This window comes from Mycolicibacter heraklionensis (assembly GCF_019645815.1).
Lineage (GTDB): Bacteria > Actinomycetota > Actinomycetes > Mycobacteriales > Mycobacteriaceae > Mycobacterium > Mycobacterium heraklionense.
The window spans coordinates 4163215-4186322 of record NZ_CP080997.1 but is presented as its reverse complement, the minus strand read 5'-3'; the positions used below and the strand labels follow the sequence as shown (position 1 = coordinate 4186322).

Sequence of the window (23108 nt, the reverse complement as noted above, 5' to 3'; positions counted from 1 at the left end):
TTCGCTTTAGAGAATAATATTCTCTCAAACCGATAGGATCTTCTCAAATGTCGCCAGGATCGTCCACCGCAGTGCTCGCATTCGAGGATCGGCAGTGGTGTCTGCCCGAACTCGACGTGCTGGCCGGCAACCTGGCAGCCGTCCTGGCGGCCGACGGTGTGGGCGCCGGGGACCGGGTGGCGCTGATGGCGTCGAATCGGCCGGAGTTCGTCGTCGCAGTGCGCGCCGTCTGGCGCCTGGGGGCCGTCGTCGCCCTGATCAGCCCAGCCTGGAAACGCGACGAGGTGGCGCACGCCCTCGAGCTGGTGCAACCCCGGTGCGCACTGGGCGACCATCCGGTGCTGGCCGAGCTGATGCCGATGCGGCACCTCGACGACGAGATTCCGGCCGGCACGTGGGAAGCTGATCCGCCGCCGGCCCGCTCCGACGCACTGCTGGTGTTCAGCTCCGGCACGACCGGGCTGCCCAAAGCCGTCCGGCATACCCACGCCTCACTGTCCGCGGCGGTGCGGCACTGGCGAGATGCGTTGGGGCTGACCGCCGCCGACCGGATCCAGGTGGCCACGCCGCCGTCGCACATCCTCGGGCTGCTCAACATCCTGACCGCGCTGCAGGTCGGGGCGTGGGTGCGGTTGCACCGGCGGTTCGACATCGACGCGATGCTGAAATCGATCGGCTCCGACAGGATCACCGTGGAGATGGCCGTGGCGCCGATCGCCCTGGCCATCGCCGCGCATCCCGGCCTGGAATCGTTCGACCTGTCGTCGCTGCGCTACATCATGTGGGGTGCCACCCCGGTGACCGCGACCGTCGCCGACACCGTCACCCGGCGCACCGGTGTGCCCTTTGTGCCGGCCTACGGCACCAGCGAGCTTCCGGTGATCGCCTGCAACCCCGTCGGCGCAGCCCGCCTGGACAGCGTGGGCCGGCCAGTACCCGGGGTCGAGGTGAAGGTGGTGGACCTGGATGCGGACAACTCCGCTGCCGAGCCGTTGCCCCCCGGTGCTCCCGGCGAGATCCTGGTCAGGTCCGATTCCCTCATGGCCGGTTACCTTCCCGCGTCGGCGACCGCTGAAGTGGTGCGGGACGGATGGTTTCACACCGGTGATGTGGGATATCTCGACGGCGGCGGCTGGTTGCGGATCACCGACCGCTGCAAGGAGATGATCAAGGTCCGCGGCTTTCAGGTCGCGCCCGCCGAGATCGAGGCGGTGCTGCACGAGCACCCTGCGGTCGCTGACTGCGGCGTTTTCGGGGTGCCTGACGTGCGCGACGGTGAGGCCGTCGTCGCGGCGGTCGCACTGCGCGCCCCGGTCAGCGACGACGAACTGTGCGCGCTGGTCAGCGACCGCCTGGCGTCCTACAAGCGTGTGAGCCGGGTGGTGATCGTGCCCGAGATCCCCCGGCTGCCGTCCGGAAAGCTGTTGCGCCGACTACTGAAGGAGCGCCTATGGATGTCCGGCTGAATGCCGAGCAGCGCCAGCTGCGAGATGCCGCGGCCAAGCTCGCCGACGACCTGGGACCGGGCTCGGTGGCGGAACTCGATGACGCGAGCCGACTGGCTCGTCTGGAACGCGCTGTCGCGCAGACGGGTTGGCGCTCGCTGCGCTCGGACGGCGCGTCGGGGGTCGAGGTGGCCATCGTCGCCGAGGAGTTCGGTCGAGGCCTGGTCGACGTGCCGTTCCTCGGGCCGGTGCTGGCCGACGACGTGCACCGCCACGTGGCCCTGGGCGAGGACCCGACCACTGTCGCGGTGGGCGGCACCGCCATCGACGCGCGCGGCGCAGCACAGGCGGTGACGGTGCGCGAGCGCACGGTGCTGACCGCCCCGGTCGGCGCGCTGCGAACCGGAGCCGACCTCACCCGACCCGTCGCCGACCTTGCCGCTGCGGCGCAGCAGGTCGGCGAGCTCGGCGCGCAGGACGCCGTGCGGTGGCAGGCGCTGGCGCTGGTGGCGACGTGCGCCGATCTGGTCGGCGCCGCGCGCGGCGCGCACGGCCTGGCGTGCGACTACGCCCAGATCCGCGAGCAGTACGGCAAACCGATCGGCTCCTATCAGGCCATCGCTCACCTGCTCGCCGAGGGACTGGCGCTCATCGAGGGTTCGGTGAGTGTGCTGCGGCACGCGGCCTGGGCGGTCGACGAAGCACCCGCGCCCGACGCGGTGCAGGCCGCCCGGATCGCCAAGATCTACTCCGCCCGCGCCGCCCGGACGGTCTGCGAGACCGCGATCCAGGTGCACGGCGGAATCGGCAACACCTGGGAGTGCGCGGCGCACGTCTACCTGCGGCGGGCACTGACTTCGACCGGCCTGTGGCCCGTGACGATAAGGGATATCGCAGATGGACTTTCGTGACTCACCCGCCGAAGCCGACTTCCGCAGCAGGCTTCGGGCCTGGCTGACCGAGCGGGCCGGTACCTTCCCCGCCGCCGGTGACGACGAGTACTGGGCGCGCCAGGGCGAATGGCATCAGGCGCTGTATGCGGGCGGATTCTTCGGGGTGTCGTGGCCGAGCGAGTACGGCGGCCAGGAGCTGCCGCCGGTCTATGACGTCATCGTCGACGAGGAGCTGGCTGCCGCCGGAGCGCCGCCGCGGCCCAGTCTGGGTTACCTGGTGGTGGGGCTGGGCCGCCACGCCAGTCCCGAACTGCAGCAACGGTTTCTGCCTGGGATGATCGACGGCACCCAACGCTGGTGCCAGGGCTTCTCCGAACCCGGGGCCGGCTCGGACCTGGCTTCGCTGACCACCACCGCGACCCGGGAAGGCGACGACTACGTCATTCACGGACACAAGATCTGGACCAGCTATTCCGACGTCGCCGACTGGTGCCTGCTGCTGGCGCGCACCGACAAGGACGCGCCCCGCCACCGCGGCATCTCGGCATTCATCATCTCGATGCACCAGCCCGGCATCGAGCAGCGACCGCTGCAGATGATCAACGGCGTCACCACCGAATTCGGTCAGGTGCTGTTCGACGGCGCGCGGGTGCCGGCGAGCCAGATGATCGGCCAGCCGGGGGAGGGCTGGGCGCTGGCGATGACGGTGGTCGGCCATGAGCGGGAACCGTCGACCCTGGGGTACTCGGCCCGCTACGGCAAACTGGTGCGTCAGATGGCGAACCGTACAGATGGTGAAGTTCCTGAGGAACTAGCCTGGGCCGCAGTGGAAACCGAGATGCTGCGATTGCATGTGCGTCGGCGGCTCTCCGAACAGCTCGACGGGCTCTCACACGGGCCGGAAGGCTCGCTGGACAAGTTGCTGATGACCTGGGTGGAGCAGTCCGTCGGCCACGCCGCGTTGGCGGTCGGCGGGGTCGATGAACCCGACCTGCTCAGCGCCTACCTGTACAGCCGCGCCCAGAGCGTGATGGGCGGGACCTCGCAGATTCAGAAGAACATCATCGCCGGCCGAATCCTGGGACTAGGAGTGTAAGACGTGTACGACTTGCCTGCTGAAATCGACGTGCGTGCCGACGGCCCGCTGCGGATCATCACACTCAACCGCCCCGACGCGCTCAACGCCGTCAACGACGCACTGCACACCGGTCTGGCGAAACTGTGGCCGCGGTTGGAGGAAGACCGTGATGCGCGGGCGGCGGTGCTGACCGGCAGCGGGCGGGCGTTCTCCGCCGGGGGCGATTTCGCCTACCTCGACGAACTGCGGCGCGATGAGAAGCTGCGCGCCAAAACGATTGCACACGGCCGCGATATCGTGCTGGGCATGGCGCGCTGCCGCACCCCGGTGATCGCCGCGGTGAACGGGCCCGCCGTCGGTCTGGGCTGCAGTCTGGTGGCGCTGAGCGACATCGTCTACATCTCGGAATCGGCCTACCTGGCCGACCCGCACGTGCAGGTGGGTCTGGTCGCCGCCGACGGGGGCCCGCTGACCTGGCCGTTGCAGATGAGCCTGCTGCTGGCCAAGGAGTACGCCCTGACTGGGGCTCGTATTCCGGCCGCTCGGGCGGTGGAGCTGGGACTGGCCAACCATGTAGCGGAAGACCCGCTGGCGGAAGCAATTTCGTGTGCTCGGCGAATCGCCGAGCTGCCCCGCCAGGCGGTGGAGAGCACCAAGCGGCTGCTCAACATCCACCTGGAGCGTGCGGTGCTGGCCACCTTGGACTTCGCGAACATGGCCGAAGACCAGTCCTTCAAGACCGACGATTTCGCCGCCATCATCGATCGGCTCACCGCGAACAAGAACTGACGTTCCGCATGACCATTGCCGAGTTGCTCGCCGCGGCGCGCGGGGGATCCGTCCGTGCCACCGGCCGGTTGCTCAGCCTGGTCGAAAGCGGCCGGCGGGCCGAAGTCCTGTCCGCTGTGGGGCCTGCCGCCACGCGGGTCATCGGGGTGACCGGACCGCCGGGGGCGGGCAAGTCCACCACGATCGCTGCGCTGGTGGGGGCGTACCGGGAGCGGGGCCTGCGGGTGGCGGTGCTCGCCGTCGATCCGTCCTCGCCGTTCAGCGGCGGCGCCCTGCTGGGCGACCGCATTCGCATGGCTGCCCACATCAACGATCCGGAAGTGCTCATCCGGTCGGTGGCGGCCCGCGGCCACCTGGGTGGCCTGGCCGAGGCGGTGCCCGCGGCCATTGCGCTGCTCGCCGCGCTCGGCTTCGACGTGTTGCTGCTGGAGACGGTCGGGGTGGGCCAGTCCGAGATTGAGATCGCCGCGATCGCCGACCCGACGATCGTGGTGCTCAATCCCGGTGCCGGAGACGCGGTCCAGGCCGCCAAGGCCGGGTTGCTGGAAGTGGCCGACATCGTGGTGGTGAACAAGGCCGACCGCGAGGGTGCCGCGCAGACCGTGCGCGATCTCCGGGTCGAGCTGAAGCACACCGGCGCACCGATTCTCACCCTGATCGCCGCGCGCGGCGACGGTCTCGGCGAGCTGGTGGACGTGATCGAGGCCCATCACCGCACCGACAGTCGCGAGCGCCGGCTGGCACGGGCGCGAGCACAGATCCTCTCGTTGGCTCATACCCGGCTGCGCACTCATCCCGCGCTGGACCGGCTCGCCGAACGGGTTGTCGACGGGACCGATGATCCCTACTCGGCGGCGGAGCGGCTGTTGTCTGACTAGCCGACTGGCTACTGTCATCGCATGGCTTCCACTCCGGCCGCTACCCGGTTCCGCTTCATCCCCCGTAGCGCGGCGCAGACCCGGATTCTCGACGCTGCGCTGCAGTTGATCGGTGAGAACGGGGTCGGCGGAACGTCGCTGCAGATGATCGCCGACGCGATCGGGGTGACCAAGGCGGCGGTCTATCACCAGTTCAAGACCAAGGAGGAGATCGTCGTCGCCCTCACCGAGCGGGAACTGGGTGGTTTGGAGGAGGCGTTGGAGGTCGCCGAAGCGCAGCAGAGTCGGCCACGGGCCCGGGAAGTGTTGCTCGACGGCGTCATTGACATGGCGGTACGCCGACGGGGTGCGGCGAGCACACTGCAGTTCGACCCGGTGATCGTTCGGCTGCTGGCCGAACATCAGCCTTTTCAGCAGTTCATCGCGCGGTTGTATGGAGTGCTGGTGGGCGACGCCGGCGACGACGCCGTGGTGTCGGCGGCGATGTTGTCCGGTGCGATCGCCGTCGGGGTGATGCATCCGTTGGTGGGCGACATCGACGATGACACGCTGCGCGCCCAATTGCTTCGGCTCACCCGGCGATTCATCGAGGCGCCCGGCGGCGCCGCGGGCGGCCATTGACCGCCGGATAGCCGCTCGGCTATCTTTTCGGTAGCCGATCGGCTAGCGGGGTGAAGGGGTAGCGCTATGCAATTGCTCGCCGAAGTCGAGGATTCGCCGAAAGCCACCGCCTTCCGGGCACAGCTGGTGCTGCTGTGGTCCGGGCCGGTCGTCGCCGCGGTATTGCTCGCGCTGTTCCTGGCGTTCCCGGGGTTCTTCCCGCCGATGTCGCCGACCATGTCCGCCGCGCAAGTGGCGCAGTTCTACGACCAGCATCGGTCCTGGATCCGGTTGAGCATGGTCGGGTTCAACCTGTGCGGCATCATGATCGTGCCGTTCCTGGTGCTGATCGTGGGGCAGATGAAGCGGATGTCGACCCAGAGCCACGTCTTCGCCTACGCCTACCTGGCGGCCGTGGTCAGCGGCGCGACCCTGTTCGCGTTGTCGAACATCTACTTCGGGGTGGCGGCGTTTCGTCCGGACCGCAGCCCGGAGGTGATCCAGGCCCTCAACGACATGGCGTGGCTGTCGTTCATCGCGCCCGTCGGCATGATCGTGGCGCAGTTCGCCATGCTGGCCTGCGCCGTCTACTTCGACCGTGGGCCCGATCCGGTGTTTCCGCGCTGGGTGGCCCACCTGTCGGTGATCACCGCTCTGGCGATGCTGCCCTCGGCCGCGGCGACGGTGTTCACCACCGGACCGCTGGCTTGGGACGGACTCATCTCGTTCTGGGTCCGTAACGGCGCTTTCGCGATATTCGTCGTCGCGATGTTCTTCGCGCTGCGCGATGCGCTGTATCGCCAAGGTGTGGCAGAAGGCTTGGTCGAGGGGCCGGCGCGGTGAACATCGCGACACTGCTCTACGGACCCGAGGTCGGTGAATCTCCACCCGCCGGCGGGAAACCCGATGTGCGGGTGGTGTTCTGGATCTCGGTGGCGTTCTACCTGCTGATGGGTGTCGGCGTGTGCCTGCTGGGCCGGGTGACGCCCCCGCCGCGCCCGGACGTCGGCATGCCCGAAATCCAGGCCTGGTATCACCAGCACGCGCTGACGATCCAGATCGGCTTCGTCATGCTGCTGGTGATCACCGGCGGCGCCGCGATCTCCAACGGCCTCATCGGCTATCACATGAAGCGGATGAGTTCGGGTTCGGTGCTGGCCTACGGCTATATCGGTGCCATGGCGGTCGGGGCGATTCCCGGCTTTCAGCTGATGATGTTGTGCTACCTGCTCGCGGTGTTCCGGTCAGACCGCGACCCGGAGCTGGTGCGGTTCTTCTACGACCTGGGGACGCTGACCTACAACGGGTCGCTGGGCTGTTTCACCGCCGCCTACTTCTGTTTGGCGCTGGCGATCTTCTACGACAAGAACCAGATCTTCCCAAAATGGTTCGCCTACATCACCGTCTGGCAGATCGTCACTGAAGTGATCGCCACCCAGATGTGGCTGTTCGAATCGGGTGCCTTCTCCTGGAACGGCATCATCTCCTTCTACATCGCCGTCGTCATCTTCGCCGCCTGGATCGGGCTGATCTTCCCGATCATGTGGGTCACCGGTAAGCGGGAAGCCCCGGAAGTCGTTGCGGGACAAGTCGATGACTGACCTGAAAGCGCCAACCGCCCGTACCCATCTGCCCGGCGACGGCCACATGTGGTTCATGGTGCTCGGCGATCTGTTCATCTTCGGCGGCTACTTCATCGCGTACCTGGTGTTCCGGACCAGGGCGCCCGAGCAGTTCCTGGCCGACCAGCAGCACCTCAACATCACCGTCGGCGTGATCAACACCATTGTGCTGATCACCAGCTCGTGGCTGGTGGCCCAAAGCGTGCAGGCGGTGCGGGCCGGCGACCGCACCGGCGCGATCGCGCTGGTGCGCGCCGGGGCGCTGTGCGGCGTGCTGTTCGCGGCGCTCAAGATCTACGAGTGGACCGCGGAAATACATGCGGGGCACACCAATTCCAGCGCCTTCTTCAGCTTCTACTACGTGCTGACCGGCGTACACCTGTTCCATGTCGGACTCGGCCTGCTGATCCTGGGAGTCGTCATCCGCGAACTGCGCAACCCGCGCCGGGCCCGAGTCGGCATGGTGGAACAGGGCGCGACCTACTGGCACATGGTCGACCTGCTCTGGGTCGTCATCTTCGCTCTGCTCTACGTGATGAGGTGAACGCCGTGACCGCACAGCAGCACCCCCGATTCGTGGCGGACCCGCTGCTCACCGCAACCTGGCTTGTCCTGGTGGTCATCACCGTGCTGGCCTGGTGGCTGGCTCCGGGGCACACCGCCGGGCCGGTCGAGCCGAGCATCCCCATCACTGTCACGGTGATCGCACTGTCGGGTGTCAAGGCCCGGCTGATCATCCGCAACTTCATGGAGGTGCGCACCGCACCGATCTGGTTGCGCCGCACCACCGACGCGTGGCTCGCCGTGCTGTGGACGGCCGTATTGGTGATCTACCTGTTCTGAGCGGGGAAGCGGGGCAGGTTCAGCGGCAGATCGTTGTAGGTGGCGATCCCGGGTTCGGCCGCGACGACGGCCGGGATGGCGTTGATCGGCGGCATCGCGGTCATGATGTGACCGAGCTCGAAGAAGTCGTCGAGGGACTTGGCCGAGGCGATCAGGTCCGGTGGCGGTGTGAAGCCGACTTGCATGTTCACCGTTGGCCGGCCGTCGATGGTGATCTTCCAGCCATCGCCGTCGAGCTGCCAATCCGGCTCCAGCGTCTGACCTTTGCGCCACCGTACGTTGATGTCGATGACGCATCGGCCGTTGACTATTCCGCGCCAGCTGGCGAACACCCCGGCCACGTGTCCGGCCGGGATCGTCCACGATGCCATCGGTAGGTCCGCGGTGGTCTGGGCGTACTCGGAAACGCAGGTGATCTCATCGAGTTCGATGCCCATCGCGTCGGCGACCAGCCGGACCGCCTCGGCGAAGACCGCCGTGCCGCGGGCGGCCATCGGCTCCAGGTCCGGGTCGTCGATCGCGGTGCCGAAACCCACCGGCCGCTCGGTGTCGGGAGAGTCGTAGAGGGTGGTGTCGGCCGTCTCGGTGATGGTGATCTTGTCGACCCGGTCGCATGCTGTCGCCGCCACGATCGCCAGCAGTTCGGCGAAGCCCGGGCTGACCCCGGACCCGAACAGGGTGGATCCGCCCTTGCGACACGCTTCGGCGAGCCGTTCCCGGTCGTCGCCGAGGTTGTGCCCGGTGATGAAAGACGCTGATGTCACGACGTTTACGCCCGCCGAGAGGATCTGCACCAGCTCATCGACGTTGATCCACATCGGGTTGTAGACCACACAGTCGGGTTTGAGTGCCAACAGCGCTGCGGCGTCGTTGGTCGCGGTGACGCCGAGCGGGTCGATGCCGGCCAGCTCGCCGGCGTCGCGGCCGACCTTGTCTTCCGACCATGCGAAGAGGCCGACGAGTTCGTAGTTCGGGTTGCCGGTGATCGCCCGAACGGAACTCTTGCCGACGTTGCCGGTCGTCCACTGAACGACCCGGTAGGGGGAGGCGGGGGCGTCAACCATGTCGTTGTCCCGTTCTCCGGTTACATCTGCGCCCAGACGATCTTCGTCTGGAGGTAGGTTTCGATGCCTGCCTTGCCGGATTCGTAACCCCAGCCGGACTGCTTGTATCCGCCGAACGGCATCGAGTGGTCGAACTGCATCTGACAGTTCAGCCCGACCGTTCCGGCCTTGAGCCGCTTGGCCAGCCGGTGCGCGCGGCCCAGGTTGGACGTCCATGCGGTCGCGGCCAGCCCGTAGCTGCTGTTGTTGGCCAGGGCAATCGCCTCGTCGTCGTCGTCGAACGGCAGGATGGTGACCACCGGGCCGAAGATCTCCTCCTGGAACAGCCGGCTGGAGTCGGGGTCGACGCCGGTGACCACGGTGGGGTGTACGAAGTAGCCCTTGCGGTCCAGCCGGTGGCCACCGGTGACGAGCTCGTTGCCGTCGGCCTTACCCTGCTCCAGGTAGCCGAGCACCCGGGTGAGCTGCTTCTGGCTGATCAGCGGACCGACCATGACGCCCTCGTCCTTCGGGCCGCCGAGCTGCATCATGTTGGCCATGTTGGCGATGCCTTCCACGACCCGCTCGTAGACGCCGCGCTGGGCGAAGATCCGCGAGCCGCACACGCAGGCCTGCCCGGAGTGCACGAAGGTGCCGAACGCCGCCATGGTGATGGCCATGTCGAGGTCGGCGTCGTCGTAGATCAGGACCGGCGACTTGCCGCCGAGTTCCAGGGTCACCTTGTTGAGATTGCTTGCGGCAGAGGCGCGCACGATCTCACGACCAACCTCGGTGGACCCGGTGAACGCGACCTTGTCCACGTCGGGGTGCGCGGTGATCGCCGCACCGGCGGTGTGGCCGTAGCCGAGCACCATGTTGACCACGCCGTCGGGCACGCCCGCCTCGCTCAGGATGCGGTCGAGGACCAGCGCCGACAGCGGGGTTTCCTCGGCCGGCTTGACCACGCTGCTGCAGCCGGCGGCCAGCGACGGTGCCAGCTTGGCGCAGAAGTTGAAGACCGGGCCGTTCCACGGGAAGATCAGCCCCACCACGTCATAGGGCTCGCGCAGCGTGTAGACGTGCTGATGCGACTCGATGCCGGTCAGGCCGCCGGTGTTCACGTCGCGCGCGATGCCGTCGATCTTGGTACACCAGCCCGCGTAGTAGCGGAACCACTCCGAGCCCACCTTGGTGATGATCGCGGCCTGGGAGGCCGGAATGCCGGCGTTGATCGACTCGAGTTCGGCCAGGACTTCGGCGTTCTCGTCGATGAGGTCGGCGACCTTCCACAGCACCCGGGCCCGGTCGTAGTCGGCCATCTGCGACCACACCCCGGACTCCGCGGTGGCCTTGGCCCGGGCGACGGCGTCGTTGACCGCCTCGGGGCCGCAGTCGGTGAATTCGGTCAGCTGCTCTTCGGTGGCCGGATCGATGATCGGAATCACGTCTCCGGTGCCGGGGACTTTACGAATGTCGTCCAACACCGTCTGCACCGACATGGATAATCCCCTTCTCGCATTCGGATAATTGCGTTTGCACGAGGGTATGTGGTTCCCCAGCCGATGTCTAGGGTTCGCGGTGGTCTCTGCGGCGCGACTCAGTCGGGGTCGCGCTGTTCGCGTACCCCGCCGATGATCGCCCGGATCAGCCGATCGATCTGTTCGGCGCTGCGATCGGGATCGTGGCCCTGGCAGGACTCCACCATGACGCCGTTGACGAAGCGCAGCACCGCATAGGTCTGCTCGTCCAGCACTGCCGGGTCGGGTTGACAGTCGTCGGGCTGCCAGTGGGTGACCGCCCGCCGGACGAGTTCATGGAACTGAGTTGTGCTCTGCCGCATGATCTCGGCCAGCTCGGGCTCGCGACCCGCCTCCATCGCCAGTTCGTAGCGCGCGCGTGTTCGCGTCACCCACGGCGCGGTGCCCGCCAGCACCACCATCGTGGCCAGTCCCAGGGTGCCCGAGACGAGGCCGTCGCCGTCGTCGGCCAACTCCGACATGGCGCGCAGATCGGCGAGGTCGAGCTCGGTCACCCGGGCGGCCACCGCATGCATCAAGGCCTTGCGGGTGCGGAAGTAAAACGATGTCGTCCCCGCGGGCATGCGGGCGCGGCGGTCGACCTTGGGGTGGCTGAGTCCGCGGGCGCCGTCCGCGCCGAGCAGCTCGATCGCCGCATCGCACAGCTGTCGACGCCGTCGCTGCGGGTCAGACTTTCTACGCATGGCAATGGCCGCAGTCTAATTTGTGCTCAGCGGCGTTCGCCGACGTGTCGAGCGTGTCCGGTGGTGGTCGACCGACTCAGTTGCGTCCGAAGCCGTGCGCGCAGAAGTCCCAGACTTCCTCGGCGGTCAGCGGGTTGACCGCCGGATCGGCTGAGGCCGGGCTGGATTGGGCGTTGAACATGACCGTCTGCATGATCATGGCCGCCACCCGCCGGGGATTGGCGCCGGTGCGCAGCCGGCCGGCGTCGGCGGCTTGTTCGGTCAGCTCGGCCAGCAACTCCAGCAGTGGCGTGTGGGCGACCCGGACCTCGACGGGGTGGGTCAGCAGCAGGGTCGGGGCGAAATCGGTGAAGAGCGGTCGCTTGGCGGCCGGGTCCGGGCGCGACGACTCGAACAGCAACTCGACGGCGACCTTGAGGCGTTCCAGCGGGTCGGAGTGATTGGCCGTCGCGGCCCGGATCTGATCGGCGGCGCGGCTCAGGGCGTCTTCGAAGAGCGCCAGCAGCAGCTCGTGCTTGCCGTCGAACTGCAGGTAGAAGCTCCGCAGCGACTGGCGCGAGCGGTCCACGACCTCCTGGACGGTGAAGTCAGTGCTGCCCTTTTCGATGATGATCGACTGCGCGGCATCCAGAAACCGCTGGACGCGTTGCGCCGCGCGGATCTTCGCCGTCTTGATTGAGCGTTCGACCGCGCGCTGCTTCCAGGCCGGTTCCTCGCTCGGATTGGTCACCGGCGTTCCGGACGCTGCGGTGACCGAGACATGGCGCAACTGTACTGGACGTAAATGCGCCGGTGGCGCAGCACACCGGCGTGGGGGCGACGATTCAGAGATCGTAACTTCTCCATTCGAGAATGATATTCTCATCTGCGCGTCTAGGGAAGCGGACGAGCAAGATCGCCAGCCGCTTTCGAATCGGGTCTCCCGGGACGCCTGAGTCGAGGAGTTCGCCAGTGCAACTGACCTTTGATCCTGAAGTCGAGAACTTCCGGGCCGAGTTCGCGGCGTTCCTCGACGAGCATCTGCCCACCGACGCCGAGGCCCTGCAGCGGTCGCATTCGTGCTCGGACGTGCCGGACTGGGCGCGCCGCTGGCAGCGACTGTTGTTCGACAACGGCTGGCTGCTACCCGCGAACCCGCCCGAGTTCGGCGGCCGTAACGCCACGATTCTGCAGCAGTACGTGCACTCCGAGGAACTGTCCCGTCGGCGCATCTACCCCAGCTTCAACCCGCAAGGAGTCGGCATCATCGCGGCGTCACTGCTGTCGTTCGGTACCGAGGAGCAGAAACATCGTTGGGCGGTACCGATTCTGCGGGCCGAGATCACCGCGTCGCTGGGCATGAGCGAACCTGGCGCCGGATCGGATCTGGCCGGCCTGCAGACCCGGGCGGTGCTCGACGGCGATCATTTTGTGGTCAACGGACAGAAGGTCTGGACCTCCGGCGCCCACGACGCCGACGTGCTGCTGACGTTCGTACGCACCGACCCGGATGCGCCGAAACACAAGGGCATCAGTGTCCTGCTGATCCCCACCGACACCGAAGGCGTTGTGCGACGTCCCTTTGCATCGGCGTGCGCGCACGACGACATCGACTTCAACGAGGTCTTCTTCACCAATGTCCGGGTGCCCGCCGAGAACTTGGTGGGTCCGCTCAACGGTGGCTGGGGAGTGGCCAACGGCTCACTCGGGCACGAACGCACGTTGTTGTGGATGAGCTTCGCCGACCGGCTGCGCGATCTGATTCATGACTTCCAGCCGGCCGGTGCGCTGGACCGCGACCGCTTCGCCACGCTGCTGATGGACAACGAGGCGCTGCGGCTGCTCGGCTCGGTGGCGCTGGCGCAGGCCGCCCGCGGGGAGCAGGACGTGCCCGCACTGTCGGTGCTCAAGCTGCTGGGTTCAGAAGCCGTACAGAACGCCGCCGAACACGCGCTCGACAATGCGGGTGTAGCCGGCCTGATCCACCCCGGCAGCTCCGGTACCTATATGCCGCTCAACGAAGATCACGCCTCGGGAAGCTGGTTCGACCGGTACCTGCGCAGCTTCTCGGGAACCATCGCCGGCGGCACCTCGGAGATTCAGCGCAACATCATCGCGCAACGGGTGCTCGGTCTGCCGCGGGGATAGCCCAACTGCCTCGCTACCTCGCGAGTGGGAATTCAGCGACGCCGCAACGGCGTGTCGCGTCGTGGGATTCCCTCTCGGCGACCTAAAGCTGGACCATGCGGGGCGCCGAGCCGCGGGCCCGCAGGCCGCCGCCGACCTGGCGCGTCAAGTCGCGGGCATTGCCGAGCAGTCCGTCCAGCACCAGCACCCGCTCGACGTGACGGTGCAGCTCGTGTTCCGCGGTGAAACCGACCCCGCCGAGCACCTGCTGGCAGTGCTTGGCCGCGGTCAGCGCCGCCTTGCCCGCCGCGGCTTTGGCCAGCATGGAGGTGAGGTCCGGGCTGTCGATGACGGGCACCGAGAGGGTGGCCTCGGCGCCCTCGATGGCGACCAGGGTGTCGGCGAGCCGGTGCCGAACGGCCTGGAAGGAGGCGATCGGTTTGCCGAACTGCACCCGGTCCAGTGCGTGCTGGCGGGCCAGGGCCAGCATGGCTCGCGCCGAGCCGACCATCCACCAGCCCAACGCGCGGCGGGCTTCACCCACCCGCATCAGTTCCCCGCCGGGTACCTGGCGCAGTGGCAGCCCGCCGAGGACCGGATTGCCCTCGCGTTCGCTCCGTTCCCAGATCACCCAGCTGCCGCCGGCATAGGGCATCGGGGGAGTGCCGCCGGGCAGGCCGCCGATGGTCTCCAGGATCACGTCATTGAGTACCGAGGCGTGCGACCCGGTCTCGCCGAGCAGCCGGAACACCAGCGGGATCGCCAAGTCTGGATCCTCGGAAAGCATTTCCGCCCAACCGAGTTCAGCCAGTGCCCGGTCCAGTGCAGCGCCGGACGAAGTCGCCATGGTCTTGCGCAGAGTGTCTTCCAGCAGAACGATCGAGGCGGCATCCATTCCGGTGGTCACCGTCACTCCTTTCCGAGGTCGAGCAGTCGGCGGGCGATGATGTTGCGCTGAACCTCGGCGGTGCCGCCGTAGATGGTGGCCGCCCGGGAGTACAGGTACTCGGCGCGCCACTCGCCCTCGTCCAGCTCGATGACGCCCGGCAGCAGGTCGCGCGCGGTGTCGTAGAGCAACTGTTCGGCGCTGGCCAGCAGCACCTTGTCGATCGAGGTGTCCGGGCCCAGCCGTTGACCTTCGGCCAGTCGGTGCTGGGTGGCGCGGGAGCGGCAACGCAAGGTGTGCAACGCCAGATACACCGCCCCCAGGTCATTGTCGACCGCGGCGCCCTGGCGCTTCACCTCGGCGATCAGCGCATCGAAGCGTGCGTACAGGTAGGCGATGCGTTGCCAGAAGCACGTGGACCGCTCATACGGCAGCAGGTCCATGGCCAGCTGCCAGCCGTCGCCGGGCTTGCCGAGCATGCGCGAGCCGTCGACGACGACATCATCGAAGTACACCTCGCAGAACTCGTCGACGCCGTGCATGGTGCGCAGCGGGCGCACGTCGATGCCGCGGGTGTCCAGGTCGATGAAAAATGCTGTGATCGCTTGGTGATTCGGCGTATCGGCGCCCCCGGTGCGGGCGAGCAGAATGCAGCGCTGCGAATACTGGGCGAAGCTGGTCCAGACCTTCTGGCCGTTGATCACCCACTGGTCGCCCCGCGGCGCGGCGCGGGTGCTCAGTGATGCCAGGTCGCTGCCGGATCCGGGCTCGGAAAAGCCTTGGCACCACTGTTCCTTGCCGCTCAGCAGCTTGGGGACCATCTCAGCGGCCAGCTCGGGGGTGGCGTAGTCGATCATCGTCGGCGCCAGCACCTCGAGCATGGAGTAGGGGCCCGGCTCCACCAGGCGCCGCCCGACCACCTCCTCGCCCACGATGGCGCGCAGCATGGCCGGGCCGCCGAGGCCGCCGGCGTGCTCGGGCCAGCCGTAGCGACTCCAACCGGCCTCGTAGAGCGCCTGCTGCACGCGGGCGAACTGTTGCAGGTGTGCCTTCAGGCCAGGATCGGGAGGCGGTGTCAGATCGGTGGATTCGAGCCAGACGCGTAGTTGGGTGCGGAACTCGGCGGGATCGTGCAGTGCACTCATCCGGCTTCGGGCCTGCCGACCGCGTGGGGACGTCCGGCATCGTGCGCGCCGCTGCGGCGGATGAACGTCATCTTTCGGGTCCGCAACCGCCAGCCGTCGGCGGTGCGCACGTAGGTGTCGTTGTAGTAGCCGATTCGCATGTCGTGGCTGGCATGGTCGATGAAGCACAGCGGCTGGGTGCCGCTCGCGGTGTCGCCGTCCAACTCGATCACCGGGGTGCCGGTCATGAACAGGCCTTTGGGTGCGGCATCGACCAGCACCGGAAACCGGTCCAGCGAATAGGTTTCGCCGAATGCGCTGTAGGTGCCGTCCGGGGTGAATACGGCCACCAGTCCGTCGATGTCGCCCTGGGTGATGGTCACCGCGTAGCGGGCCAGCGTCTGCTGGATCTCGACCAGGTCGTCAGTTCTTGTTGACATATACCTTGCCGCCTTTCATGACGAAGTTCACGTTCCGGGTGACGGCGATGTCGGCCAGCGGATCACCGGGCACCGCAATGACATCGGCCAGCAGCCCCTCGGCCAGCCGGCCGCGGTCGGCGGCGTTGATGAGCTCGGCGGCGGTCACTGTCGCCGCCCGCAGCACGGCGGCCGGCGGCATACCCCAATCCACCAGGGTGACCAGCTCATCGGCGTTGCGTCCGTGCGGGATCGCGGGCGCGTCGGTGCCGACGGCGATCTTCACGCCGGCCTCGTAGGCCGCCTTGATCGACGTGCGGGCTTTGGGGAACATCTCGGCGGCCTTGGCCTGCAGCTCGGCGGGGGCCTTGGAGACGTCCATGGCTTCGGCCAGCCGCCGGGTGGTGACCAGGAAGCGGTCGTTCTCGACGAGCATCCTGATGGCCTCGTCGTCCATCAGAAAGCCGTGCTCGATGCAGTCGATGCCGCATGCCACCGCGTGTTTGACGGCCTCGGCACCGTGGGTGTGTGCGGCCACGCGCAGGCCCCGCCGGTGCGCCTCGTCGACGATTACGCGCAGTTCTTCGTCCGAATAGTGTTGTGCGCCGGCTTCTCCGGTCAGCGACATCACGCCGCCGGAGCAGCACACCTTGATCAGCTGCGCGCCGTGTTTGATCTGGTAGCGGACCGCTTTGCGGATCTCGTCGACACCGTTGGCGATGCCTTCCTCGACGGTCAGCTCCAGCACACCCGGCATGAACGCCGCGAACATGGTCGGATCCAGGTGCCCGCCGGTGGGGGTGATCGCGTGCCCGGCCGGCACCACGCGCGGCCCCTCGATCCACCCGGCGTCGATCGCCTTGCCCAGCGCCACGTCGAGCAGGTATCCGCCGGTCTTGACGAACAGACCGAGATTGCGCACCGTGGTGAACCCGGCGCGCAGCGTGCGCCGGGCATTGCCCACCGCGCGCAGTACCCGGGTCGGCGGATCGTCCTGTACCTGGGACAGGCCGGGATTCTCGCCGCGGCCGCCCATCAGCAGGTTGACCTCCATGTCCATCAGCCCGGGCAGCAGGATCGAGTCGCCGAGGTCGATGACCTCGTCGGTCTCTGATGGCGGTGACCCGCCGACGCCGACGATCCGGTCACCGTCGATGTGCAGCACACCAGGCCGGATGATCTCTCCGGAGTCGACGTCCAGTAGGCCGGCCGCCTTGAGCGTCAGCACCCCTAGATCACCGGCTCGCTCAGCAGTTCCACCCACGCCGCGCCGCTGTCCGGGACGCGCGGCTGCTTCCATGCCTCGATCGGGAACGACACCATGACGAGGGATTGCATGATGTGCATGAGAGTCTTTGCGTCATCCGGCAAGTCATCCAGTGGGAACTTGTCGCAGTAGGAAACGACGTCGTCCAGCATCGGGAACGCGACGTCGTAGAACTCCTGCATCTCGGCCATGGATGACGCCAGCCGCTTGGCGTAGCGGTCCGGCTCATGGGCCAGGTCCCAGCCCAAGTAGGGCTCCAGGGCGGCGAATTCAGACGGCAGCGGCACTTTGGTACTCCTTTACGAAGTCGCGGTTCACCTTGTGCAGGTGGCGGATCAGGATCTCTTGGTCGCACAGCAGGAAGTCCTTGACGGCCTTGGTGCCGATCATGGTCTGGGTGGCTTCCAGGGTATTGGCGTCCTGGAGCGCGTACTCCTTGAACGTGACGGCGGCCAGCTCCTGGGCCAGGCGTTCGCGGGCATTCTTCGGCGGCACGAAGTACAGATTCGCCTCGAAAGTGTGCTTGTCGACCGCGGTCGGCCAGTACTGGTAGGTCAGATACCAGCCCGGCTCCCAGATCAGCAGCATGAAGTTCGGGTAAAAGAGCCACGAGTCGATGCCCCACTGCGGCACTCGCTTGACGTTCACGCCTGGCGGCAGGTCCTTGAGGTTGGCGATGAGTTCCGGCTTGTCCCAAGGACCGAACAGCCCGCTGCGCAGCACCTGGTCCAATGGCTTGACCATGGACATGTCGGGGGGCGGCGCCTGGCCGCCCCACGTCGATTGCAGGCTGTGCGGGCCGGCCAGCTCGTAGTGCAGCGCTTCGTAGCCGAACTTCTGGATCTTGGCGGCTTCTTCCTTGGTGTACTGCCCCTGGTGCAGGATCGGCGCGTGGTAGAACTCGATGAACGCGTCGATGAACAGCTTCCAGTTGCTGCCGACCTCGGCGCGGTAGGAGTAGGTCTCGGTCATCTCGCCGAACGGGTAGCCCTCGATCCCCTTGGCCAGCGGCCCGAGGTAGTCGGCGAGCGGTTGCGCGTTGTCGTCGAAGTTGACGAAGATGAAGCCTTCCCATACTTCGCAGCGCACGCCTGCCAGACCGTAGTCGGTCTTGTCGACGTTGAAGAACTCGTCCTCCTGCTGGACGAAGGTCAGGTCGCCGTCCAGGTTGTAGCGCCAGGCGTGGTACTTGCAGGTGAACTGTCGGCAGGTGCCGGAGGTCTCCTCGTTGGGGAAGTCGTTCCACACCAGCTTGTTTCCGCGGTGACGGCAGATATTGTGGTAGGCCTTGACCGACCCATCCTTGGTCTTGACGACGATGATCGAGGTGCCCTTGCATACCGAGGGCAGCTCCCGGGTGAAGTAGCTGCCGGTCTTGGGGAGCCGCTCGACTCGTCCGACGTTGATCCACATGCGCTTGAAGACCGCTTCGCGCTCGGCCTCGTAGAATGCCGGGTCGATCGAGTCGCTGTAATCGACTGGCTCGGTGCCCAGTTCGGGATAACTCTGCGTCCAGCTGCCTGCAGCCGGCTTGGGGAAGTGGGGCACGGTGTTACCTCTCTGATTCGGGTTTTTCGTCGAGCTCAACGCCAAAAGTGTTGAAGGCCATGGCCAACATGGAGTAGCAGCCGACCGTGAAGACGAGTTCCATCAGTTGGTGCTCGTCCAGGTGTTTGGCGAGGACCGCCTCGGTGGCGGGGGAGAGCCGGGAGGTCTCCTCGAGTTCGTCGGCTGCGTTCACCACGGCCTGGTGCAGTTCGTCGCGTCCCGCGCCGTGCTGCAGGTCTTCGATGTCGGCGTCGGTGAGGCCGGCTTCCTTGCCGATCGTGATGTGGTGCACCCACTCGTATTCACAGCCGCGGCGGTGGGCGGTCCGCAGGATCGCAAGCTCGCGAAGGTTTCCGGGCAGCGATGAGCGGTAAAGCAGCTCGACATTGAATTTGAGGAAGGCCCGGGCCAGCTTCGGGTGGTGAACCAGCATGGTCATTGCCGACCCCGCGTCGCGGGAGTTGCGCCGATCGGCGGTCAGCACCTGGGCCAGGGCACGCTGGACTGCCTCCTCGTCCCACTGGGACTCCGACAGCGGAGTCAGGCGCATCGGTTCCTCCTCGCAAGCGAGAATCACATTCTCATATTTGACCAACAGATTTCCATGTTTGGCTCGATTGGTCAACACTTCGCCGTTTGTGCAGGTAGGAGGAGTGGGTGGAAGGGCCCTGGGCGCGGCCGGTACGGGAGCGGGTTCCGCAACCTATTGAGCCTGCGCGAAGGTTGATTCTCCGAAAACGGGAAGATAGTTTTCAGTGGAGACGTCAGAAGCGTCAGGGGACCGGCGCCGCTGCCGCGCCCGGAACGGAGGATGGCCGTGAACAAAGACGACATGATTCTGATCAGCGTCGACGACCACACCGTGGAACCGCCGGACATGTTCGCCAACCACCTGCCCCGTAAGTACCTCGACGACGCGCCGCGGTTGGTGCACAACCCCGATGGCTCCGACTCCTGGCAGTTCCGCGACGTAGTGATCCCCAACGTCGCGCTCAACGCGGTCGCAGGCCGGCCCAAAGAGGAGTACGGGCTGGAGCCGCAGGGCCTCGACGAGATCCGGCCCGGTTGCTACAACGTCGACGAACGGGTCAAGGACATGAATGCCGGCGGCATTCTCGGCTCGATCTGCTTCCCGTCGTTCCCCGGCTTCGCCGGCCGACTGTTCGCGACCGAGGATCCGGAATTCTCGGTGGCACTGGTGCAGGCCTACAACGACTGGCACATCGACGAATGGTGCGGGGCGTATCCCGGGCGCTTCATCCCGATGGCGATACCGGTGATCTGGGATGCCGAGAAGTGCGCCGACGAGGTGCGGCGGGTGTCCAAGAAAGGTGTGCACGCCCTGACGTTCACCGAGAACCCGGCGGCCATGGGCTACCCGAGTTTCCACGACGCGTACTGGAACCCGCTGTGGCAGGCGCTGTGCGACACCGACACGGTGATGAACGTGCACATCGGGTCGTCTGGGAAGCTGGCCATCACCGCTCCCGATGCGCCCATGGACGTGATGATCACCCTGCAGCCGATGAACATCGTGCAGGCCGCCGCGGATCTGTTGTGGTCCAGGCCGATCAAGGAATACCCGGACCTCAAGGTCGCCCTGTCCGAGGGTGGTACCGGGTGGATCCCGTACTTCCTGGAGCGGGCCGACCGAACCTACGAGATGCATTCGACCTGGACGGGCCAGGACTTCGGCGGGAAGGTGCCCTCCGAGGTGTTCCGGGAGCACTTCCTGACCTGTTTCATCTCCGATCCGGTGGGTGTGCAACTGCGCCACCTCATCGGCATCGACAACATCGCCTGGGAAGCCGACTACCCGCACAGTGACTCGATGTGGCCGGGCGCGCCCGAAGAGTTGTGGGACGTGCTGACCGCCAACGACGTCTCCGATGACGACATCCACAAGATGACCCACCGCAACGCCATGCGCTGGTACTCGTTCGACCCGTTCGCCCACATCACCCGTGAGCAGGCCACCGTCGGCGCCTTGCGGAAGGCTGCCGAGGGCCACGACGTCTCGATCCGTGCGCTCAGCCACCACAAGGATGGGGACCGGCAGACCAACGCGTTGATGGATGCCGCGCGGTCCAACAGCTGAGTCGGCGCAGCCCCAACACTGTTGACGGGCACCGGCGGCGTATGGAAGTCTGATCACCGGTTGCGAGAATGGCATTCTCGGTTGTGAGAGGGAGCGGAACAGCTCGATGGATCCAGACACGATCGACTTCTTCACCGACCAGTCGGTGGTCGGCGACCCCTACCCGTATCTGCGTGCGCTGCGGGAGCGCTCGCCGGTCACCCGCGAGCCGCACCACGATGTGATGATGGTGACCGGCTGGGAGGAGGCGTGCGCGGTGGCCGGCAACGCCGACGTCTTCTCCTCGTGTATCGCGGTGACCGGCCCGTTCCCCGGCTTCCCAGTGCCACTCAACGGCGACCTCGGCGGTGAGACCGTTGCCAGCCTGATCGACAAGCACCGCGATGAACTGCCGTTCAGTGACCAGTTGCCGACCCTGGACCCGCCGACGCACACCAACCACCGCGCGTTGCTGATGCGACTGCTCACCCCCAAGCGCCTCAAGGAGAACGAGGACGCCATGTGGGAGCTGGCCGATGCGGTACTCGATGACTACCTCGCGCCCGGCGCCGGGGAATTCATCAGCGGATTCGCCGCGCCGTTCACCCTGCTGGTCATCGCCGACCTGCTGGGCGTTCCCGACGAAGACCGTGACGACTTCGTCAAGAACATGCACCGCAACGTCGGCGGCGGGATCGGCAGCACGGACGCCAAGGCGCTGGCGCACAGTCCGTTGGAGTTCCTCTACGCCACCTTCGCCGGCTACATCGCCGATCGTCGCAGCGCACCGCGCGACGACGTGCTGACCGGTATGGCGGAGGCGACGTTCCCCGACGGTTCCATCCCGGACCCGATGGACGTGGCTAAGGTGGCCGCCAACGTCTACTCGGCCGGCCAGGAAACCACCGTGCGACTGCTCGGCTCCGCGTTGAAGATCATCGGGGAGCGGCCCGACATCCAGCAGCGCCTTCGCGGCGACCGCAGCCTGATCCCGAACTTCATCGAAGAGGTGCTGCGCTTCGAGAGTCCGGTCAAGGGTGACTTCCGGCTCTCCCGGGTGGACGCCGAGATCGGCGGCGTACATGTCCCGGCCGGCACCACGCTGATGGTGCTCGCGGCCGGGGCGAACCGGGATCCGCGCCGGTTCACCGACCCGGACACCTTCGACCCCGCGCGCTCGAATGCCCGTCAGCACATCACCTTCGGGCGTGGCATCCACAGCTGTGCCGGTGCGCCGCTGGCCCGCGCCGAAACCCGGATCGCGATCGAGCGCCTGCTGGACCGCACCACCGACATCAGGATCTCTGACGAGCTGCACGGCCCCGCCGGCGCGCGGCAGTACCACTACATTCCGACCTACATCCTGCGGGGACTGATCCAACTGAACCTGGAATTCACCCCGGTCAAGCGGGAAGCGCGATGAAGGCCTGGGTCGACCCGGATCGCTGTGCCGGACACGGCATCTGCACCACGATCTGCCCCGAGGTGTTCGCCATCAACGACGACGGATACTCCGAGGCCGCCGCAGGCGACGTGCCGGAGCAGTTCGAAGACGCGGTTCGCGACGCCATCAAGCAGTGCCCGGAACACGCCATCGACGACGTCACCGACGATTCATCCACGGAGGAGAGCTAATGGCCAATGCGCCCAAGGGATATGTCATCCTGACCGAGGCCATCAAGGATCCGGCGGGCATGGTCGCCTACGGCAAGGCGGCGGGGCCGACGATGGGCAACGCCACGATCCTGGCCGTCGAGACCCAGCATGAGGTGCTGGAAGGCGACTGGCACGGAAACCAAACCGTCGTCCTGGAATTCGAATCCGTGGACGCAGCCCGTGCCTGGTATCGCTCCGAGGGCTACCAGGAGGCCGCGAAGCTGCGGCAGGCCGCGGCCGAGTGCAACGCGGTCATCCTGTCGGGTTTCCCGGCGCGCTCCTGATCCGGGCCCGCTACGCGGCGCGAAACTCGTGCCCAGTGTGAATGTGACGACGTGACACCGGCGTGTCGCGTCGCCAGATTCACACTCGCGGCGAGGGCGCTGAATCCTCGGCGTCGACCTCGACCTCGACGACCGCCAGCGCTTGACGTGGGCAGCGGCGGACCGCCTCGATGACGTCGCGTTCGGTCTCCGGCGTGATGTCGGGCTTGAGAATGAAGAGGTTGTCGTCGTCGTCGACGTGGAACACGTCGGCGTTGATGCCCATGCAGATCGCATTGGCTTCGCACAGTCCGTAATCGACCACCACTTGTCGCCGCGACATCGACACT

At 66.7% G+C, this 23108-nt stretch carries 27 protein-coding genes; 15 read left to right on the top strand and 12 right to left on the bottom strand.

Features of this window, described 5'->3' with window-relative positions; translation table 11 throughout:
- Nucleotides 1-47 precede the first annotated feature (47 nt).
- The 10 genes from K3U94_RS19905 to K3U94_RS19860 all read left to right on the top strand — a co-directional run bounded on the left by K3U94_RS19905 (nucleotide 48) and on the right by K3U94_RS19860 (nucleotide 8148).
- Nucleotides 48-1466, top strand: coding sequence for a class I adenylate-forming enzyme family protein (locus K3U94_RS19905; protein WP_220694796.1), 1419 nt, complete (start codon nucleotides 48-50; stop codon nucleotides 1464-1466).
- Nucleotides 1451-2356 carry an acyl-CoA dehydrogenase family protein gene (locus tag K3U94_RS19900; RefSeq protein WP_220694795.1) on the top strand — a complete coding sequence of 302 codons (906 nt, stop codon included), beginning with the start codon at nucleotides 1451-1453 and terminating at the stop codon, nucleotides 2354-2356. Before K3U94_RS19905 ends, K3U94_RS19900 begins: the two co-directional genes overlap by 16 nt.
- The gene (locus K3U94_RS19895) at nucleotides 2343-3434 is read left to right on the top strand and encodes an acyl-CoA dehydrogenase family protein (protein WP_220694794.1); all 1092 of its coding nucleotides are present in this window, start codon (nucleotides 2343-2345) and stop codon (nucleotides 3432-3434) included. The genes K3U94_RS19900 and K3U94_RS19895 overlap by 14 nt, the downstream gene beginning before the upstream one ends.
- Before the next feature lie 3 nt (nucleotides 3435-3437).
- Nucleotides 3438-4205, top strand: a complete 768-nt coding sequence (locus tag K3U94_RS19890; protein WP_220694793.1) for an enoyl-CoA hydratase/isomerase family protein — start codon at nucleotides 3438-3440, stop codon at nucleotides 4203-4205.
- A gap of 8 nt (nucleotides 4206-4213) precedes the next feature.
- Nucleotides 4214-5083 (top strand): methylmalonyl Co-A mutase-associated GTPase MeaB, encoded by an 870-nt coding sequence (gene meaB, locus K3U94_RS19885; protein ID WP_047318223.1) that lies wholly within the window; start codon nucleotides 4214-4216, stop codon nucleotides 5081-5083.
- A gap of 21 nt (nucleotides 5084-5104) precedes the next feature.
- On the top strand, nucleotides 5105-5704 hold the full coding sequence (locus K3U94_RS19880) for a TetR/AcrR family transcriptional regulator (RefSeq protein ID WP_220694792.1): 600 nt from the start codon (nucleotides 5105-5107) through the stop codon (nucleotides 5702-5704).
- A 66-nt stretch (nucleotides 5705-5770) separates the two neighbouring features.
- A complete protein-coding gene (locus tag K3U94_RS19875) occupies nucleotides 5771-6526 on the top strand; it encodes a hypothetical protein (RefSeq protein ID WP_047318225.1) in 756 nt (251 codons plus the stop codon).
- Entirely contained in the window at nucleotides 6523-7284 is a 762-nt protein-coding gene (locus tag K3U94_RS19870; RefSeq protein ID WP_434084881.1) for a hypothetical protein, read from the top strand. The genes K3U94_RS19875 and K3U94_RS19870 overlap by 4 nt, the downstream gene beginning before the upstream one ends.
- Nucleotides 7277-7849 (top strand): cytochrome c oxidase subunit 3, encoded by a 573-nt coding sequence (locus K3U94_RS19865; protein ID WP_046282774.1) that lies wholly within the window; start codon nucleotides 7277-7279, stop codon nucleotides 7847-7849. Before K3U94_RS19870 ends, K3U94_RS19865 begins: the two co-directional genes overlap by 8 nt.
- Before the next feature lie 5 nt (nucleotides 7850-7854).
- Nucleotides 7855-8148, top strand: a complete 294-nt coding sequence (locus K3U94_RS19860; protein WP_230987239.1) for a cytochrome C oxidase subunit IV family protein — start codon at nucleotides 7855-7857, stop codon at nucleotides 8146-8148.
- Here the strand turns inward: K3U94_RS19860 and K3U94_RS19855 are convergent.
- The 4 genes from K3U94_RS19855 to K3U94_RS19840 form a co-directional block, all read right to left on the bottom strand.
- Nucleotides 8136-9212: an NAD(P)H-dependent amine dehydrogenase family protein gene (locus tag K3U94_RS19855; protein WP_220694791.1), complete on the bottom strand. Its 1077-nt coding sequence runs from the start codon at nucleotides 9210-9212 to the stop codon at nucleotides 8136-8138. The two genes, K3U94_RS19860 and K3U94_RS19855, sit on opposite strands and share 13 nt — an antisense overlap.
- Nucleotides 9213-9232: 20 nt before the next feature.
- Nucleotides 9233-10690, bottom strand: coding sequence for an aldehyde dehydrogenase family protein (locus K3U94_RS19850; RefSeq protein WP_047318226.1), 1458 nt, complete (start codon nucleotides 10688-10690; stop codon nucleotides 9233-9235).
- A gap of 98 nt (nucleotides 10691-10788) precedes the next feature.
- On the bottom strand, nucleotides 10789-11412 hold the full coding sequence (locus tag K3U94_RS19845; RefSeq protein WP_230987238.1) for a TetR/AcrR family transcriptional regulator: 624 nt from the start codon (nucleotides 11410-11412) through the stop codon (nucleotides 10789-10791).
- A 76-nt stretch (nucleotides 11413-11488) separates the two neighbouring features.
- Nucleotides 11489-12142 (bottom strand): TetR/AcrR family transcriptional regulator, encoded by a 654-nt coding sequence (locus K3U94_RS19840; RefSeq protein ID WP_082133983.1) that lies wholly within the window; start codon nucleotides 12140-12142, stop codon nucleotides 11489-11491.
- Between the two features lie 221 nt (nucleotides 12143-12363).
- On the opposite strand from K3U94_RS19840, the gene K3U94_RS19835 reads away from it, so the two are divergent.
- Entirely contained in the window at nucleotides 12364-13539 is a 1176-nt protein-coding gene (locus K3U94_RS19835; RefSeq protein ID WP_220694790.1) for an acyl-CoA dehydrogenase family protein, read from the top strand.
- 82 nt (nucleotides 13540-13621) lie between these two features.
- On the opposite strand, the gene K3U94_RS19830 is transcribed toward K3U94_RS19835, so the two are convergent.
- Genes K3U94_RS19830 through K3U94_RS19800 form a run of 7 tightly spaced genes read right to left on the bottom strand, consistent with a single transcriptional unit; the run spans nucleotide 13622 to nucleotide 19312 of the window.
- Complete coding sequence (locus K3U94_RS19830; protein ID WP_220696879.1) at nucleotides 13622-14413, bottom strand: acyl-CoA dehydrogenase family protein; 792 nt, start codon at nucleotides 14411-14413, stop codon at nucleotides 13622-13624.
- A 14-nt stretch (nucleotides 14414-14427) separates the two neighbouring features.
- On the bottom strand, nucleotides 14428-15549 hold the full coding sequence (locus tag K3U94_RS19825; protein ID WP_220694789.1) for an acyl-CoA dehydrogenase family protein: 1122 nt from the start codon (nucleotides 15547-15549) through the stop codon (nucleotides 14428-14430).
- Nucleotides 15546-15968, bottom strand: coding sequence for a nuclear transport factor 2 family protein (locus K3U94_RS19820; protein WP_047318230.1), 423 nt, complete (start codon nucleotides 15966-15968; stop codon nucleotides 15546-15548). Before K3U94_RS19820 ends, K3U94_RS19825 begins: the two co-directional genes overlap by 4 nt.
- A complete protein-coding gene (locus K3U94_RS19815) occupies nucleotides 15952-17175 on the bottom strand; it encodes a metal-dependent hydrolase family protein (protein WP_220696878.1) in 1224 nt (407 codons plus the stop codon). The genes K3U94_RS19820 and K3U94_RS19815 overlap by 17 nt, the downstream gene beginning before the upstream one ends.
- Before the next feature lie 2 nt (nucleotides 17176-17177).
- A complete protein-coding gene (locus K3U94_RS19810; protein ID WP_220694788.1) occupies nucleotides 17178-17501 on the bottom strand; it encodes a hypothetical protein in 324 nt (107 codons plus the stop codon).
- Nucleotides 17485-18762, bottom strand: coding sequence for an aromatic ring-hydroxylating oxygenase subunit alpha (locus K3U94_RS19805; RefSeq protein ID WP_220694787.1), 1278 nt, complete (start codon nucleotides 18760-18762; stop codon nucleotides 17485-17487). The genes K3U94_RS19810 and K3U94_RS19805 overlap by 17 nt, the downstream gene beginning before the upstream one ends.
- A 4-nt stretch (nucleotides 18763-18766) precedes the next feature.
- A complete protein-coding gene (locus tag K3U94_RS19800) occupies nucleotides 18767-19312 on the bottom strand; it encodes a carboxymuconolactone decarboxylase family protein (protein WP_047318376.1) in 546 nt (181 codons plus the stop codon).
- Nucleotides 19313-19579: 267 nt separating this feature from the next.
- Here K3U94_RS19800 and K3U94_RS19795 point away from each other — a divergent pair, with 267 nt between their 5' ends.
- The 4 genes from K3U94_RS19795 (at nucleotide 19580) to K3U94_RS19780 (ending at nucleotide 22779) form a co-directional block, all read left to right on the top strand.
- Nucleotides 19580-20860 (top strand): amidohydrolase family protein, encoded by a 1281-nt coding sequence (locus K3U94_RS19795; RefSeq protein WP_220694786.1) that lies wholly within the window; start codon nucleotides 19580-19582, stop codon nucleotides 20858-20860.
- Between the two features lie 106 nt (nucleotides 20861-20966).
- Nucleotides 20967-22262: a cytochrome P450 gene (locus K3U94_RS19790; RefSeq protein WP_220694785.1), complete on the top strand. Its 1296-nt coding sequence runs from the start codon at nucleotides 20967-20969 to the stop codon at nucleotides 22260-22262.
- A complete protein-coding gene (locus K3U94_RS19785) occupies nucleotides 22259-22474 on the top strand; it encodes a ferredoxin (RefSeq protein ID WP_047318235.1) in 216 nt (71 codons plus the stop codon). Before K3U94_RS19790 ends, K3U94_RS19785 begins: the two co-directional genes overlap by 4 nt.
- A complete protein-coding gene (locus K3U94_RS19780) occupies nucleotides 22474-22779 on the top strand; it encodes a DUF1330 domain-containing protein (RefSeq protein ID WP_220694784.1) in 306 nt (101 codons plus the stop codon). The genes K3U94_RS19785 and K3U94_RS19780 overlap by 1 nt, the downstream gene beginning before the upstream one ends.
- A 79-nt stretch (nucleotides 22780-22858) precedes the next feature.
- Here the strand turns inward: K3U94_RS19780 and K3U94_RS19775 are convergent, their stop codons facing one another.
- The gene (locus K3U94_RS19775; RefSeq protein WP_220694783.1) at nucleotides 22859-23101 is read right to left on the bottom strand and encodes a ferredoxin; all 243 of its coding nucleotides are present in this window, start codon (nucleotides 23099-23101) and stop codon (nucleotides 22859-22861) included.
- Nucleotides 23102-23108: the final 7 nt, after the last annotated feature.